The sequence below is a fragment of the Dorea ammoniilytica genome (assembly GCF_025567415.1).
GTDB classification, from domain to species: domain Bacteria; phylum Bacillota; class Clostridia; order Lachnospirales; family Lachnospiraceae; genus Claveliimonas; species Claveliimonas ammoniilytica.
Genome location: NZ_JAOQJV010000021.1, coordinates 19,397 through 34,973 on the forward strand (window position 1 = coordinate 19,397; position 15,577 = coordinate 34,973).

Sequence of the window (15,577 nt, forward strand, 5' to 3'; positions counted from 1 at the left end):
TGGGAATATATGAGTTTAAAAATTAGTAAGACAGAATTTAAAAAGGATGTAATGGACAACTGCAGAAGACTGTTCCGTAAGGAACTTGACGAGGCAACTCCGCAGGAGCAGTACCAGTCAGTATCTTATGCAGTAAAGGATATGATTGTTGAGAACTGGATCGCAACACAGAAACAGCTCACAAAGGATGATCCAAAGATTGTCTACTATATGTCCATGGAGTTCCTGATGGGTCGTGCACTGGGTAACAACCTGATCAATATGACGGCTTATGAGGATGTGAAGGAAGCTCTGGATGAACTGGGAATCGATCTGAACTTTGTAGAGGATCAGGAACCGGATCCGGCACTGGGCAACGGCGGTCTCGGTCGTCTGGCTGCCTGTTTCCTGGATTCACTGGCATCTCTTGGATATGCTGCATATGGATGTGGTATCCGTTACCGTTATGGTATGTTCAAGCAGAAGATTGAGAATGGATATCAGGTAGAGAAGCCGGATAATTGGCTGAAGTATGGTAATCCGTTTGAACTTCGCAGACCGGAATATGCCAAAGAGATTCGTTTCGGTGGCAATATCCGCGTAGAATATGATGATGAGACAGGAAAGACTCTGTTCAAACAGGAGAATTATGAGTCTGTACTGGCTGTTCCGTATGATTATCCGATCGTCGGATATGATAATAATCAGGTTAATACACTGCGTATCTGGGATGCAGAGCCGATCGTGGACTTCCAGCTGGATTCATTTGACAAGGGTGATTACCACAAAGCGGTAGAACAGCAGAACCTTGCTAAGACGATCGTAGAAGTGCTTTATCCAAATGATAATCACTATGCAGGTAAAGAGCTTCGTTTGAAACAGCAGTATTTCTTTGTATCTGCAAGTCTTCAGGCAGCGGTAGACAAATACATGAGAAATCATGACGATATCCGCAAGCTTTATGAGAAAGCAACCTTCCAGATGAATGATACGCATCCGACTGTTGCAGTTGCAGAGCTGATGCGTATCCTGCTGGATGATTACCAGCTGGAATGGCAGGAGGCATGGGATGTCACAACGAAAGCATGTGCATATACCAACCATACAATTATGGCAGAAGCACTGGAGAAATGGCCGATCGACCTGTTCTCAAGACTGCTTCCGAGAGTATATCAGATCATTCAGGAAATTGATCGTCGCTTCATCATCCAGGTAGAAGAGATGTATCCTGGCAATGAAGATAAGAAGAGAACAATGGGTATCTTGAGAGATGGTCAGGTGAGAATGGCAAATCTTGCAATCGTAGCTGGTTACTCTGTCAACGGTGTGGCAAGACTGCACACAGAGATTCTGAAGAAACGTGAACTGAAGGATTTCTATGAGATGATGCCTGAGAAATTCAACAACAAGACCAATGGTATCACTCAGAGACGTTTCCTGATGCACGGTAATCCGCTGCTTGCTTCCTGGGTAACTGAAAAGATTGGTACAAAAGCATGGGCTACAGACCTGTCACTGATGTCCGGTCTGAAGAAATATGTAGATGACCCGAAAGCACAGCAGGAGTTCATGGATATTAAATACAAGAACAAAGAGCGTCTGGCAAAATACATCCTTGAGCATAATGGAATCGAAGTGGATCCGAGATCCATTTTCGATGTACAGGTAAAACGTCTGCACGAGTACAAACGTCAGCTTCTGAACATTATGCATGTAATGTACCTGTATAATAAGATTAAAGAGCATCCGGAACTGAGTTTCTATCCTCGTACATTTATCTTTGGAGCAAAAGCTTCTGCAGGATATATTCGTGCGAAAGAGATTATCAAGCTGATCAACTCTGTAGCAGATGTGATCAATAATGACCGCAGTATCAACGGTAAGATCAAGGTAGTATTTATCGAAGATTACCGCGTATCAAATGCAGAATGGATCTTCGCAGCAGCAGATGTCAGCGAGCAGATTTCAACTGCATCAAAGGAAGCATCCGGTACAGGTAATATGAAATTCATGCTGAACGGTGCTCCGACACTTGGAACCATGGATGGAGCCAATGTTGAGATCGTAGAAGAAGTAGGTTCTGAGAATGCATTTATCTTCGGAATGAGCTCTGATGAAGTTATGAATTACGAGAAGAATGGCGGATACAATCCTTACGAGATCTACAATAATGATGCAGATATCCGCAGAGTTGTAGACCAGTTGGTAGATGGCACATATGCAGATGGAGATACAGAGCGTTACCGCGATCTGTACAACAGTCTGTTGAATACAAATTGCAGCGACCGCGCAGATATGTATTTCATTCTGAAAGATTTCCGTTCTTACGCAGAAGCACAGGAGCGTGTAGAAGCAGCATACAAAGACAGAGAAGGATGGGCTAGAATGGCACTTCTGAATACTGCATGCTGTGGTAAGTTCTCTTCCGACAGAACAATTGAAGAGTACGCAAAAGAGATCTGGCATCTGCATAAGATTAAGGTTGAAGCATAATCGAATCAGACCATAAAAATCAGATACAGTGCTGAATAAAACAAAAGATCCTCTCATAGAATCCTATGGGAGGATTTTTTATGCTACAAAAATTAAAACGACTGGGTTCATATCTGATTATTATCGTGCTGTTACCGTATGTGATTACCGTATTTATGAATGGGCAGGCAGTTCCTGCATCCAAAACAGTAGATACCATGCAGGTGAAAGCAGAGCGTGACGGGAAAGAAATGGATGTGCCTTTAGAGGATTACTGTATCGGAAGGATGGCAAAAGAAATTCCGGTCTCGTATGAAAAAGAAGCACTGAGAGCACAGGCAGTTCTGGTGCGGACAACCGTATATACACAGATTAAGGATAATGGAAGTCAGACGGTATTCAATGATGGATACTGGACAAATGATGACATGCGTGAGCAGTGGGGATCTGGAAGCTATAGGAAGAATTATAACCGTCTGAAAAATGCATGGGATGACACGGAAGGACAAGTACTGATGTATGGAGAACAGCTTGCTTATGTACCTTATTGCCGGTTGACTAATGGCAATACAAGAGACGGCAAAGAGGTGCTTGGGAATGAGGATTATCCATATCTGAAAATTAAAGAGTGTCCATATGATATAGAATCCAGAGAACAGATTCAGACGAAGATCCTGGATGATATGGAAGTCAGTGTTACGGAAACGGATACAGCAGGATATGTAACTTCTGTGCAAGTGGGAGATGAGACTATGAGCGGAGAGGAATTTCGTGAAAAATATAAGCTGGCATCCGGAAGTTTTGTACTTCAGAAATACGATGGGAAGCTAAGAGTGACTACACGGGGTGTAGGACATGGACTGGGGCTCAGTCAGTATTCGGCCAATAAAATGGCAAAAGATGGTAAAACATATGATGAAATTCTGGAATATTTTTTCGAAGGAACAGAATTAAAAGAAGTTGCAGATATTGTGAACAGTACTGAATAAGAAGCCCTGCTTCTGGCAAAAATATAGCCAGAGGTGATGAATATGAAGAAGAGGAAAAAGCCTTCGGCAAGAAGGCGTGCGTCTATAGGTATTGCGCTCTGTTTTGTAGCGGCGGTGGTAATCGCAGGAACTTATACACTGACGAATTATCGGAAATCCGGACAGCAGGATGAACAGGAGCAGCAGGCAGACAGCACGAAAAAAAAGGATAGTAATAGCAAGGTATCGGCAAAATCAGCAAATACAGACAAGCTGACGATAGATACTGAGAATCAGAATGACGAAAAACAGGATCAAAAGATGGAACAGAACAAGTCGGAAGAGGATAATCAGAGTACGGAAGGAACAGATCAGAGCGGTACAGGAAGTGTAGCGACATCTGGAAGTGGTACATCTTATCATTTTACCGAAGATAGTGAGCTGTTATGGCCGGTAGACGGACAGGTAATTATGAATTACAGCATGGATAAGACCGTGTATTTTTCCACATTGGATCAGTTCAAGTATAATCCGGCACTGATTATTTCCGGAGCAGAAGGAGATCAGGTGATCGCAGGAGCAGCGGGTATTGTCAAGTCGATCGATGTAACCGCACAGACTGGTACGTCGGTTAATCTGGATCTGGGAAATGGATATGAACTATTGATTGGTCAACTGAAAGAGGTACCGCTGAATGTGGGAGATACCGTTGAAGCAAATACGGTAGTGGGCTATGTCAGCAAGCCGACCAAATACTATTCACTGGAGGGCTGTAATGTATATTATGCCATGAAGAAAGATGGACAGCCGGTGAATCCGACAGACTATATGGGAGAATAACAGAAAGCGGGAGATTTCGGAGAAATCTCCTGTTGTTTTTATGTAAATGTCCAAACTTGTTCAAAAACGGACGTTGTCAAAAAATAGAAAGCATTATATAATAAAAGAATAAAAACGGAAGGAGAGCTGAAGATGAAGAAGAAGACGTCGTTATTGGTATTTATCATTGCAGCTGTCATGGTATTTAGTCTATGGCCACAGCAGGTGAATGCCGCAGAGAATGCTGCCAGGACTGCAACGGCAGACAATGTAACTATAAATAACTGGCACGATGCAAATGCATTGGATGACAGTACAAAGAATGTGGGGCGTATATGGACGGACAAGTCTGTATCGGCAGGTGATGTGACTCTTACCAGCCGGGAAAAAGAGTCCGGCACAGCAACGATCAAGAAAGGTGCTGATTCAGATTTTCTGGTAGGGTTGTCTGCATTATCTTCGACTGCCAAGATTACAGGGCAGACTACAGTGCCGCTGGATATCGTACTGGTTCTTGATGTATCGGGAAGTATGGATGATCCGATGGGCAGTGCTGACAGAACCAAAAGAATAGATGCACTTAAAGTGGCAGTGAACAGTTTTATTGACGGTTCAGCAACTGTCAATGATCAAAGGGCAGATAAGAATAAGCAGAATCGTATCGCAGTTGTAAAGTTTGCCGGTGATAAGACGAGTAAAGTTGGAAATGACCAGTACAGGCAAAGCTTATATTGGTATAATTATACGCAGGTTGTCAGTGGATATAAGGCTTACACAAGTGGAAATAAATCAGAATTGAAGACAAAAGTCAGTTCACTTCATTCAGCAGGCGCTACAGCAGCTGATTATGCGATGGATCTGACAAAGACGCTTGTGGATCAGAGTAAAACCGATGCGAATAATAACGCTGATAGAAAGAATGTCAAAAGAGTTGTTATATTTTTTACAGATGGAGAGCCGAATCACCAGTCTGGTTTTGATGATGATGTGGCTAACGATGCAATCACATCTGCAAAAACGATAAAAGCAGATGCAGATATTTACACCATTGGTATATTTAGCGGTGCGGATGTCAGCATTACCGGACATTCCGGAAGTGGATCATGGAGTGCTAAAGAAAAATTTAATGCATTTATGCATGGTCTGTCCAGCAATTATCCGGATGCGGAGACATATAAGAAGCTGGGAACCCGTGCGAAGGATAGTAAAGGTCAGGATGTGGCATATTACAAAGTAGCAACAAAAGCAGATGAACTGAAAAATATCTTTACTCAGATTGAAGATGAAATTATATCTTCTGCGCAGTCACCTACCCAGGTCGATCAGGGTGAGGATCCAAGTGATGCTGGATTCATTACTCTTACCGATCAGCTTGGCGATTATATGCAGGTGGATGACATCAATACCCTGGTGTACGCAAATCAATTGTATAAAAATCCGGATAAGACGGAAACTACTAAAGACGGTAAAACTGTTGTGACATATACCTTTAATCATAAGATTCCGGATACCAACCATGTATATCCGGAAGGCAATCTGGAAGATATTAAGATTACGGTAGAAAAGGCAGCCGGTGAAGACCAGCTGCAGACAGGCGATCTTGTTACGGTTAAGATTCCGGCCAATCTCATCCCACTCAGATATTATGAAGTTAAGAGTGATGGAAGCATGACTATAGATGAGACGTATCCGATGCGTCTGTTCTATGATGCGAGCCTTAAGGCAGGCGTAGAAGAGAAGCTTGCAAATCCGGATGCGCAGTTAAAAGCATATATTGATGCGAATAAAGATGAGAATCATCAAGTACATTTCTACAGCAATAAATATGATCAGAATCAGGCAGGTGCAGAATCCGGTGGCGTAGGTGCATATGCGAAGTTTGAACCTGCAGAAACAAATGATTTTTACTATTTCCAGAATGATACAGTGCTCTATACGGATGAATCATGTACCACTCCGGCAACAGGCAGTATTGATACTACCGGAGCAACGACATATTATTATCAGCGGAATTATTACGTATTGGGTGATGATGGGAAAGCAGTCAGCAGAACAAATACTGTAACCATTCCTGGCAACAGCAATCTGATGCTTGGAAATTATGCAACAAAGAATACTGGCGGAGAGTATTATATTCCGGCAGGAACACCGAGAACTACAAGTCTGACATATTTTGCAGAGGACAAAGCGGAAGGTGCTAATAAGACTAATACAGCTTCAAAGTCCATCAATCCTGTATGGGACGAGAATTACAAAGGTGCACATATTACCACTTATCTTGGCAATAATGGCCGTCTGACAATCGGACTTCCGGATGAGCCAGTGACATTGACTGGAGATACAGCTCTTAAGGGAAGTAAAACATTTATCGGAAGAGATATGAAGGCAAATGAAGCATTTGAATTCACTCTGACAGCGGCAGATGACGATACTAAAACAGCGATACAGAATGAGAAAGTTAAGATAGCAGCAAATGGCGATAAAGCCATCGTAGCGGGAGCAAAAGACGGAGCTACAAAGGCATTCCAGTTTGGTGATGTGACATTTACAAAAGAGGGAACCTATACATTTAATATCAATGAAACAGTTCCTCAGACACAGGCAGGTGGAATGACATACGATAGTCATACTGCACAGGTGACGATAGTTGTGACACGTGATACTGAGAATATCGGAAAACTTAAAGCAGAGGTTACTTATAATAATGGAGCTGCTTCTGATGTAACAGACAGGGCGGTATTTGCCAACCGCTATGATGCCTCCACAGAAGTTACGGGTGGAACAAAAGCAGATATTTCTGCAAAGAAAACATTGCATGGACGTAATCTGCGAGCTGGAGAATTTCAGTTTAAACTTACGACCAGACCGGCAGATGGAAGCAACGGTACAGTATTGCAGGAAAAGCAGAATGGAGCGGATGGAAGCATTGCATTTGACTCCATCAGCTATAAGACCTCGGATACAGCAGCCGGAGCAAGTGCAGTAGTACTTGATAAAGCAGTTGAGGCAGGGTATGCTGTGAAATCTACAGATGCTGACGGTAATACGGTATATACACTTAGCTATCGGATATATGAGGATACCGAAAACGGGACAAATTCAAATGGGATAAGTGTAGAAACAGGAACTTATGATTTTACCGTAACAGTGACAGATCATGGTAATGGTGTCCTGACAGCGGTTACCAATTATCCAAACGGACAGAATCAATTTGAATTTGTAAATCAGTATGGTACAGAACCTGTACCAGTGGAAATTAAGGGAAGCAAGACACTGGCACATGATACCAGTCTGACACCAGCGGATATTACAGGCAAATTCACATTTACGCTGGAAGCGTTGACAGAGGGTGCACCGATGCCGGCGCAGACCACAGCAGTTAATGATGCAGCTGGAAATGTGGACTTTGGGACAATCACATTTACAACAGATCTTCTTCAGGATGTAATAACAACTGACAATGGAGTGAGAACCAAAGAGTTTGAATATAAGGTTACAGAATCTGGCAGTGCAGCAGGCGTGACCAATGATGCAAATGCATCAACGGGCAAAACATTCAAACTCACTCTGACGGATGATGGTAACGGTAATCTTACTGTAACAAGAAATCCGGCAGATGGACCTCTGTTTAGCTTTACCAATACATATCGTGTCGGTGAGCTTCCATCTAGCATTACCGATCAGGTAAAAGTCAATAAGACACTGGAAGGCAGAACACTGAAAGAAGGCGAATTTAACTTCGAACTGGTGGAAGATGGTAATGTTGTGGCAACAGGAAGTAATGACGCAGACGGCAATGTAGTATTCAGCAGTATTACATATACACAGCCGGGCAGCCATGTTTATACGGTTCGCGAAGTGAAAGGCAGCGAAACGGGTGTTACATATGATGATCATAGCTATCTGGTATATACACAGATAACCGATAATGGCGACGGAACTCTCGGAGTAACACATCAGGCGATATCGTCTGAGGAAAATGATGAACTGGTTCCTGCAGAAGGAAATACTGTGACTTTCAATAACATTTACAAGGCAGAACCGGCTACCGTGACGATTGAAGCGGTTAAAAAGCTGACAGGCAAAGATTTGAAAGATGGAGAGTTTACATTCCAGTTAAAAGATGTCAACGGTAAAGTTATTGCTGAAGCAAAAAATGATGTATCTGGAAAAATCAAGTTCGAAAATCTGAAATTTGAGGATGAAGGTACATATGAATATACCGTGTCGGAAGTAAACGATAAGCAGACAGGCATTACATATGACGAGAGAGAATTCAAAGTTACGGTTAAGGTAAGTGATAACGGCGAGGGTACCCTTTCAGCAGAAACAGACAGTGACGATATCGTATTTACTAATAGTTACAAAGCACCGAAAGATGGTAAAACAACGGATACTCCAAAGAAGCCAGATAAAGCACGCAGAGGAGTGGCTACCGGAGACAACAGTCATATGGTACTTTATCTGGTTCTTATGATCGCAGCAGCGGCAGCAGTCAGCATGGTGATTATCAGAAGAAAGAGAAGATAAAAGTAATCATACCGGATTGGGGGATCTGGTATCAGAAATTGCAAAGGCTTACGGCTGGCAAATGGGCAGAAAGGTTGCGTATATACCGTAATATGGAGTATAGTTATCTCTGGAAATGATAAGAAATCGGGGAGATAACATGAAACGGAATTATACCTATATGGTAAAATGCAGTGACGGAACATTATACACTGGCTGGACAACGGATCTTGAGCATCGTGTGAAAGCGCATAATGACGGCGAGGGTGCAAAGTATACCCGCAGTCGCCGCCCGGTGGAACTGGTATATTACGAAGAATACGCAACCAAAGCCGAAGCCATGAAAAGGGAGTATTCAATAAAACAGCTTACAAGGAAACAGAAAGAGAAGCTGATAGAGAATAAAAATATGTGTACCATTTGACACATGAAGGAAAAGCAGTTATAATACATTTAACAAAACAACTGGGAAAGATGGATGCAATCCATCCGCTCCAGGCAAATATTTAAGTAACTATAGAGATGGTCGTCCTATTCTTTGGCGGGAGCAGGACGGCTATTTTCTATGTGTATAATTCAGAATTGCTACGAGCAAGCTGCATGCAGTAAGTATGATCATAAATTCTTCGTATGTACTCATAGACACCACCTCTTCCGTGATACTCCGAAACAGATGGAAAGCTGTCCTTCCCAGTTGTGTCAAGAGTATAACATATAAGAAAAATAAATATAATACTTGAAATTATTGAATTTGTATGATAGCGTTGTTGTTAACAAAAGTTGACGAAAAACGCAATGCAAAGAGGAGAAAGTATGGATAAAGAAAGGAAGGAAATGTTAGCAGAAGCATCAAGTAATTATACGGAATCTATATTTGAGTCAATTAAGCATGTGAATGAATACGGAGTGGAATTCTGGTATGCGCGAGAATTACAGACAGCATTGGAGTATAAACAGTGGCGTAGATTTGAGAATATAATCAATAAGGCAAAGGATGCCTGCCAGAATAGTGGAAATGATGTTTCAGACCATTTTGCCAACGTCGGCAAAATGGTAGATATAGGATCAGGGGCAACGAGAACGCTGGAGGATTATGAACTCTCACGCTACGCCTGTTATCTTATAGTGCAGAATGGAGATTCCAGGAAAAAAGTAATTGCATTAGGTCAGACCTATTTTGCTGTGAAGACGAGACAGCAGGAATTAGCAGAGAAATTTGAAGATTTATCAGAAGATAAAAAGCGATTAGAGATACGAGGGGAGCTGGCAGTACATAACAAGTCTCTTGCAGAGACGGCACGTATGGCAGGAATTGAGAAACCAAAAGATTATGCTATTTTTCAGAATCGCGGCTATCAGGGGTTGTATGGAGGCTTAGGAGTAAAAGAAATCCATGAGCGAAAAGGATTGAAGAAGAGTCAGAAGATATTAGATCATATGGGAAGTACAGAACTGGCGGCGAATCTTTTTAGGGCGACTCAGACTAATGAAAAGTTAAAAAGAGAGCATATTGTCGGAAAGAATGAGGCTAATCAGATTCATTTTGAAGTAGGAAAGAAAGTAAGAGAAACGATTAAAGATATTGGCGGAACGATGCCGGAAGATCTTCCGACGCCAGACAAAAGTATCTTACAGATCAAAAAAGAATATGCTAAATTGGAAGATTCAGAAATGGAAATATGATAAAAGAGAAAACGCAAAAGGGATATCATACAACTCTTTTGCGTTTTCATTAAAATGATTAAATTAATCGGATTATAAAACAAATGCATACATTACTACGAAATGACAGATGCTTCCGCCCATGACGAAGAGATGGAAAATCTCATGACTTCCGAAATCTTTATGTTTCATGTTGAAAATCGGAAGCTTTAATGCGTAGATAATGCCTCCGGCTGTGTAGATTAAGCCACCAGCAAGAAGCCATCCGAAGGCTGCCGGTGACATGGAATTCAAAAGCTGAGTGAATGCAAGGACGCAGGTCCAGCCCATTCCAATATACAGTACGGAAGATACCCATTTCGGGCAGTATACCCAAAAAGCTTTAATCAAAATACCGGCAATAGCAATGCTCCAGACGATAGCCAACAGAATGATTCCGAGCCTTCCGCCAAGTACAAGTAGACAGATAGGTGTATAGCTTCCGGCAATTAATACAGAGATCATCATATGATCGATTTTTTTGAGAATTGTATTAATCTTTTCTGACCGGTCGAAAGTATGATAGGTCGTACTTGCTGCATATAATAAAATAAGGCTTGCTGCGTAGATTGCAATAGAGACAACGTAAATAGGACTTGGCTCATGTGTTGCTTTGATAATTAGTGGAACAGCAGCAAATACCGCCATGAGCATTCCTATAAAATGAGTGATTGCACTTCCTGGATCTTTTACATGTTTTTTGATTGTGTCTGACATACGAATACCTCCTTGAAATATCTATATTTTGATAAGTAGTATTAAAAACTATATGTAGTATATATAGATATTATACCAAGGAGAAAGAAAAATCAAGGATGAAAAGAAAAAATGATCTATTTCATGGACGGGTGTCGCCGTATAATCAGCCACGCCGAGCCAGCTCAAATCCGCTACGCTGCTTTTCGCTGTTGGGCTGTCGCCCAATAAGTATAAAATAAAAAATAGCTAGTAGTGAGCCATGCCAGATCGAATCCGCTACGCTGATTCTCACTGACGGCTGTCGCCGTATAATCAGCTACGCCGAGCCAGCTCAAATCCGCTACGCTACTTTTCGCTGTTGGGCTGTCGCTAAGTCTATTAAAACGCCATGCCCATTCATAGACCTAACGGTCTATTTCATGGACGGCTGTCGCCGTATAATAAAAAAGAATACCACACACCTTTGTGAGTAAACTCCCTCGGTGTATGGTATCCTTTTTTATTGCATGGCTTGTAGCTTAGCCAAAGTATCTCTTTAACAGTCCTTCGAATGCTTTGCCGTGACGAGCTTCGTCTCTTGCCATCTCGTGAACTGTGTCATGGATTGCATCAAGATTAGCAGCTTTTGCACGTTTTGCAAGATCGAATTTACCGGCTGTTGCGCCATTTTCAGCTTCTACTCTCATCTCGAGGTTCTTTTTTGTGCTGTCTGTTACAACTTCGCCAAGAAGCTCTGCAAATTTAGCAGCGTGTTCAGCTTCTTCGTAAGCTGCTTTCTCCCAGTACAGTCCGATCTCCGGATATCCTTCTCTGTGAGCAACTCTTGCCATTGCAAGGTACATACCTACTTCGGAGCATTCACCCTCGAAGTTAGCTCTCAGGTCAGCAACGATATCTTCGCTGACACCTTTTGCAACACCTACAACGTGCTCAGCAGCCCAGGTCTTTTCTTCGCCCTGCTCGATGAACTTGTCAGCGCCTACATGACAGACTGGACATTCAGCCGGTGCAGCTTCTCCCTCGTAAACGTAACCACATACAGAACATACAAATTTTTTCATAACTTTTATCTCCTTTTCTTTAAAAAATTATTAACATTATTAGTTATTATATTTAAATCAGTAATTATACTGAAGTAAATCAATGTGTTGAAAGTTCCTTACTGCATTGACTGCAGATTCCATTAAATAAGACTGAATGAGATCGGATGATTCCATTGTAACATTGCTGTGCCTGCTCATCTAATGTGTCAATTGGCTTCATATCCAGATCCTGGACACATCCGCACTTGCAACAAAGTACATGATAATGCGGGGTAGTGGTAGCGTCAAATCTTACGCCTCCGTCAGGTGTTGTAATCTTAAGTGCTTCACCCGTGTCAGCCAGGAGATTCAGATTGCGATAGACGGTTCCAAGACTGATCTTTGGAAATGTCTTACGTACATGCAGATATACCGTATCAGCAGTTGGATGCTCTTTGGTACTGGCCAGATATTCTTTTATAACTTCTCGCTGTCTGCTGTATTTTAATGTAGCCATCTCTTTTACTCCTTAAATCAATAACAGTAATAATTACTATGATTGAATTATAGAATGAAAAGTTCGATTTGTCAATAGATATTTTGGAAAATAATTAAAAACGACAAAATGTAACATTTACGTAATAAAATCAGAGAAGATGATGTGGAAATATAAGGAAATTGCAAGCAAAATGTAAGAGAATATAGCTGTAAATGCTGGGAGTAAGCCTTGACAGAGAATACAAGCATTGTTATAATGGCAAAGTATTAGTTGTAACAATTCTGTAACATTTGGCGACGATGTATTTCGGCCGGCCTGATTGCAGGCGTACAAAAGACAAGAAGACATAGACGAAAGAAGGAGGATGTTTATGAATTCGAGTCTTAGAAACGGACTGCTCTTAGTTACGGCAGTTGGAACAATGATGTTTCCCGGGGAGAGGGTACGAGCTGCGGATAATCAGGTGGCTGTGCCAGAAGTGGGAACCAGTAAGGTACAGAATGAAACATACTCGACTGGAATAGAGACAGCGGTATCGGATTATCTGGCACCTACGATAAAAGGTGAGTATTTTAAAATGGCATTTACAAATGTAGATGCGGATACATTTCTCTTTATAAGGAGCGAGCCTTCCAGAGAGAGTGAATGGGTTGGTAAGCTGTATCCGGGCTCGGCATCGGAGATTATCGGTCCTGTGGGTGAGTGGACCAGGGTGCAGTCCGGATCAGTAACCGGCTACGTATACACAAAGTATATTATTACGGGAGAAGAAGCCTGGCAACGGGCGGATGAGATTATGTCCGAATCGTCAGCTGAGCATATTACGGAAGCAGTACCGTGTGCAGAATCCAGAGAAGAGGAAGAAGCAAGGCTGGCAGAGGAGAGAAAAAAGGCTGAAGAAGAAGCGGCCCGGCAGGCAGCGGAGCAGGCTGCTAATGTATCGACACTTGGACAGCAGATTGTAGATTATGCCTGTCAGTTTATCGGGAATCCTTATGTGTGGGGTGGGACGAGCCTGACAAATGGAGCAGATTGCTCCGGATTTGTTCAGTCTGTGTACGAACATTTTGGAATTAATCTTCCAAGAACGACATGGGATCAGGAATATTCAGGAACTGGAATCAGTTATGAAGAAGCTATGCCGGGAGATCTTATATTATATGAGGGACATGTAGGCATATATATAGGAAATGATCAGATTGTGAATGCAATTAATCCATCCAAAGGTATCGGAATTATTCCGGCTACCTGTATGAGTATAAAAACGGTAAGAAGAGTGGTATAAAATGTGAAAAAAGTGTGCCTGTTTTGCACACTTTTTTTATGTAACAAGGGTATACTATTATGTAATGGTATCAGAAAAGCGGAAATGTACAAAATACACAAAAATGTACAAAAGTGGAAAAAGTTGTAAAAAATTGTCATCATTAGTTTGGAAAGTTATCAACATTAAAAAATAGAAAATCCGTGAAAAAACCGTACTTTATCATCACTTATCAACATTATCAACATTAAAATGTGCGATTTTGGTTGATTACTCGACGAAAACAAAAGAACGAGTGTTTTGTGGAGATATAATAAAATTTGAACAATGTCGAAAAAAAGAGAAATGTATCTTGACATTTGAATAGTCAAATTTTATAAAGAAACGGCTTTTAAATGTTTACACAATGGGAAAAAGCGGATATAATAAGGAATGCTTACAGAAATGATAAAGGAGGCGATAGCATGGCACAGGTTAATAAGGAGACTACAATTGGCGAATTATTAATGACCAGTGGAGATAAGATTGAAGATGTTGCAAGAGCTCTTATGGAGATTGGAATGCATTGTATCGGATGCCCATCTTCTCAGGGAGAGTCTATTGAGGAAGCAGCTATGGTGCATGGCATTGACGCAGATCTTCTGACAGAGAAACTGAATGCTATTCTGAATGCATAGTATATAAAAATATATATGTAGAAAAGCATAATTAAAACCGGAAGCCCATATGGACCTCCGGTTTTTTATAATTAGATTTGTGCAAGCTGTTGAACAGCGTCGGCTGCGAGAATAATATCGCAGTGCTCTTCCAGATATGCAAGAGTTGCTCCGGAGGAATTCTCCTGAGAACCATATTCGGACAGCATATTGCAGATTCTGTTAAAATCTTTTGATGTATGATCAGACTGGGTCAATGCCAGAATGAACATATCTGCATCTGTGTCTTTATATAAAGTGTTCGAACCGTGGTACATCTTACCAAGGAGCTGAGACGCATAAATCGCACTGTCCATTGTACCAAATGAGAACAGTCGCAGATCGGAAGGCTTCTTATCTGTCGTATCCGGTGTAGTCTGTTCCTGTCCGGGTACAGCAGAGATGCTTTCTTTTACTTTTCCAAGAAGATTCAGTAGATCCTCTGCACCGTCAAGTTTCGGAGAAATGCCATCTCGTTTGGAATCCCAATCGCCACCGGCCGGTGAGAATCTGGAAAATCTGGTATCCAGTTCTTCGGGATCTTCCACTTTAGTAATTATCAGCACAATCGAATCGGCGGAAGCTGGAATTGCTTCGATCATCAGAGGAATATCTTCTGCTTCGAAACCGCACTCGTGAGCTGCCTGCTGCATCATATCATGGAAAAGTGATTTTGCTTTTTCTGAACCGTATGCCAGTTCACTCAGCTTAAGCTGTCTGTCGGCCAGATCTGCTCTTGTTAAAGTACAGCGTATCTGGTTGTCGTTAATCTTTTCAATTTTCATATTATCACTTCCTTTTAGACAGTATAGCATAGGAAATTATAAATGTTCAATAAAATAAATCTAAAAGATGGTGTAAACCTACTGTCAGTTGGGAAAGATTAGAGAGACCCTAAGATAGAATAGAATTCGCTTTATTTTTCCCAAGTGTATAACAATCCTTTTTCT

12 protein-coding genes are annotated in these 15,577 nt (G+C 41.6%); 8 read left to right on the forward strand and 4 right to left on the reverse strand.

Annotated features, from left to right (window positions below):
- Positions 1-9: 9 nt before the first annotated feature.
- From OCV65_RS12055 to dinD, 6 genes are all read left to right on the forward strand, one after another.
- On the forward strand, positions 10-2,472 hold the full coding sequence (locus OCV65_RS12055; protein ID WP_262582249.1) for a glycogen/starch/alpha-glucan phosphorylase: 2,463 nt from the start codon (positions 10-12) through the stop codon (positions 2,470-2,472).
- An 80-nt stretch (positions 2,473-2,552) separates the two neighbouring features.
- Complete coding sequence (locus OCV65_RS12060; protein ID WP_262582250.1) at positions 2,553-3,440, forward strand: SpoIID/LytB domain-containing protein; 888 nt, start codon at positions 2,553-2,555, stop codon at positions 3,438-3,440.
- Positions 3,441-3,482: 42 nt separating this feature from the next.
- Entirely contained in the window at positions 3,483-4,259 is a 777-nt protein-coding gene (locus OCV65_RS12065; protein ID WP_262582252.1) for a M23 family metallopeptidase, read from the forward strand.
- 132 nt (positions 4,260-4,391) lie between these two features.
- Positions 4,392-8,768 (forward strand): Spy0128 family protein, encoded by a 4,377-nt coding sequence (locus OCV65_RS12070; protein ID WP_262582253.1) that lies wholly within the window; start codon positions 4,392-4,394, stop codon positions 8,766-8,768.
- A 139-nt stretch (positions 8,769-8,907) separates the two neighbouring features.
- A complete protein-coding gene (locus tag OCV65_RS12075) occupies positions 8,908-9,171 on the forward strand; it encodes a GIY-YIG nuclease family protein (RefSeq protein ID WP_118384494.1) in 264 nt (87 codons plus the stop codon).
- 389 nt (positions 9,172-9,560) lie between these two features.
- Positions 9,561-10,430: a DNA damage-inducible protein D gene (dinD, locus tag OCV65_RS12080; RefSeq protein ID WP_262582254.1), complete on the forward strand. Its 870-nt coding sequence runs from the start codon at positions 9,561-9,563 to the stop codon at positions 10,428-10,430.
- A gap of 72 nt (positions 10,431-10,502) precedes the next feature.
- Here dinD and trhA read toward each other — a convergent pair whose 3' ends face one another.
- From trhA to OCV65_RS12095, 3 genes are all read right to left on the reverse strand, one after another.
- Positions 10,503-11,165, reverse strand: coding sequence for a PAQR family membrane homeostasis protein TrhA (gene trhA, locus OCV65_RS12085; protein WP_262582255.1), 663 nt, complete (start codon positions 11,163-11,165; stop codon positions 10,503-10,505).
- Positions 11,166-11,665: 500 nt separating this feature from the next.
- Entirely contained in the window at positions 11,666-12,208 is a 543-nt protein-coding gene (locus tag OCV65_RS12090) for an NADH peroxidase (protein ID WP_262582256.1), read from the reverse strand.
- A gap of 79 nt (positions 12,209-12,287) precedes the next feature.
- Entirely contained in the window at positions 12,288-12,686 is a 399-nt protein-coding gene (locus OCV65_RS12095) for a Fur family transcriptional regulator (protein ID WP_118384564.1), read from the reverse strand.
- 352 nt (positions 12,687-13,038) lie between these two features.
- On the opposite strand from OCV65_RS12095, the gene OCV65_RS12100 reads away from it, so the two are divergent.
- Complete coding sequence (locus OCV65_RS12100; protein WP_262582257.1) at positions 13,039-13,953, forward strand: C40 family peptidase; 915 nt, start codon at positions 13,039-13,041, stop codon at positions 13,951-13,953.
- 443 nt (positions 13,954-14,396) lie between these two features.
- Positions 14,397-14,609 (forward strand): DUF1858 domain-containing protein, encoded by a 213-nt coding sequence (locus OCV65_RS12105; protein ID WP_118384562.1) that lies wholly within the window; start codon positions 14,397-14,399, stop codon positions 14,607-14,609.
- A gap of 71 nt (positions 14,610-14,680) precedes the next feature.
- On the opposite strand, the gene OCV65_RS12110 is transcribed toward OCV65_RS12105, so the two are convergent.
- Complete coding sequence (locus OCV65_RS12110) at positions 14,681-15,412, reverse strand: adaptor protein MecA (protein ID WP_262582258.1); 732 nt, start codon at positions 15,410-15,412, stop codon at positions 14,681-14,683.
- Positions 15,413-15,577 lie beyond the last annotated feature (165 nt).

Excerpts from the sequence above, each read along its gene's own strand:
- OCV65_RS12055 (WP_262582249.1), top strand. The coding sequence starts at position 10 with ATGAGTTTAAAAATTAGTAAGACAGAATTTAAAAAGGATGTAATGGAC.
- OCV65_RS12060 (WP_262582250.1), top strand. The coding sequence starts at position 2,553 with ATGCTACAAAAATTAAAACGACTGGGTTCATATCTGATTATTATCGTG.
- OCV65_RS12065 (WP_262582252.1), top strand. The coding sequence starts at position 3,483 with ATGAAGAAGAGGAAAAAGCCTTCGGCAAGAAGGCGTGCGTCTATAGGT.
- OCV65_RS12070 (WP_262582253.1), top strand. The coding sequence starts at position 4,392 with ATGAAGAAGAAGACGTCGTTATTGGTATTTATCATTGCAGCTGTCATG.
- OCV65_RS12075 (WP_118384494.1), top strand. The coding sequence starts at position 8,908 with ATGAAACGGAATTATACCTATATGGTAAAATGCAGTGACGGAACATTA.
- dinD (WP_262582254.1), top strand. The coding sequence starts at position 9,561 with ATGGATAAAGAAAGGAAGGAAATGTTAGCAGAAGCATCAAGTAATTAT.
- trhA (WP_262582255.1), bottom strand. The coding sequence starts at position 11,165 with ATGTCAGACACAATCAAAAAACATGTAAAAGATCCAGGAAGTGCAATC.
- OCV65_RS12090 (WP_262582256.1), bottom strand. The coding sequence starts at position 12,208 with ATGAAAAAATTTGTATGTTCTGTATGTGGTTACGTTTACGAGGGAGAA.
- OCV65_RS12095 (WP_118384564.1), bottom strand. The coding sequence starts at position 12,686 with ATGGCTACATTAAAATACAGCAGACAGCGAGAAGTTATAAAAGAATAT.
- OCV65_RS12100 (WP_262582257.1), top strand. The coding sequence starts at position 13,039 with ATGAATTCGAGTCTTAGAAACGGACTGCTCTTAGTTACGGCAGTTGGA.
- OCV65_RS12105 (WP_118384562.1), top strand. The coding sequence starts at position 14,397 with ATGGCACAGGTTAATAAGGAGACTACAATTGGCGAATTATTAATGACC.
- OCV65_RS12110 (WP_262582258.1), bottom strand. The coding sequence starts at position 15,412 with ATGAAAATTGAAAAGATTAACGACAACCAGATACGCTGTACTTTAACA.